This is a genomic window from Frankia sp. AgKG'84/4, assembly GCF_023242965.2.
Lineage (GTDB): Bacteria > Actinomycetota > Actinomycetes > Frankiales > Frankiaceae > Frankia.
In genome coordinates this window covers 1-819 of record NZ_JALKFU020000908.1, presented here as the reverse complement: position 1 = coordinate 819, position 819 = coordinate 1, and the positions used below count along the sequence as shown (strand labels likewise).

Sequence of the window (819 nt, the reverse complement as noted above, 5' to 3'; positions counted from 1 at the left end):
GGTGAGATCGCCGGCCTCGTGCCGGCCCAGGCGGTGGACCGCCCGCCGCCGGTGCTGCGGATCGCCGGGGTGGAACTCGCCGGCGTCGCTGGCGGTTCGCCCGAACCGGCCAGGATCGCCGGCTCCCAGCAGCGGCTGCTCACGCCCTGGTTCGACGCGGCCGCCGCCGCGCCGGTCCTGCCCTACCAGGCCCCCGGCGCCGACGCGGGCGGGCGGCGGGCGCGGGCACTCGCCGGGCTGTTCGGGCAGGGCTGGCTGCTGTGGCGGGCACCGGTGGCCCTCGTGCGCCGGATCATGCTGGTCACGCTGGGCTGGCTGGGCCTGTGCGCGGCGGCGCTGTGCTGGCTGCCGCCGCGATGGGCCGACGTGGTCGCGTTCGCCGCGTTCACCGGCCTCGGCTCGGGCGCGGTCATCCTGTCCGGGCGCCTCGACGCCGACCTCGCCGTCGCTCGCGCGCCCCGGCGCGACCCGCTGGCGACCTGGGTCGTCGCCGTCGCCGTGCTGCTGCCGGCGCTGTACCCGACGGTGATCGGTCTTCCGCTGTGCTGGCTCGCCGGGCGCACCGACCCCGTCCGCCCGCCGCACCTGCGGGTGTTCCACGCCGCGCGGCTGGGGATCGCCGGGTTCTGCGCGTCCAGCGTGCATGTGCTCGCCAGCGGGAGCTCGGGGCCCTTCGGCGTCCGGGACCTGGTCGGCACCGGCCGCGCGTCAGCGGCGCTGCTGGCGGCGGTCGCCGTTTACACGGCGATCGCCGCGCTGCCCGGCATCGGGATGTCCCGGGCCGGGCGCGGCGAGGCTCGCCAGGCCGCCGGTCCCGAC

The 819-nt window shown here is 78.8% G+C and carries 1 pseudogene; it reads left to right on the top strand.

Going from position 1 to position 819, the window contains the following annotated elements:
- Positions 1–819 (top strand): annotated as a pseudogene (locus MXD58_RS25955) (hypothetical protein); the annotation flags it as partial.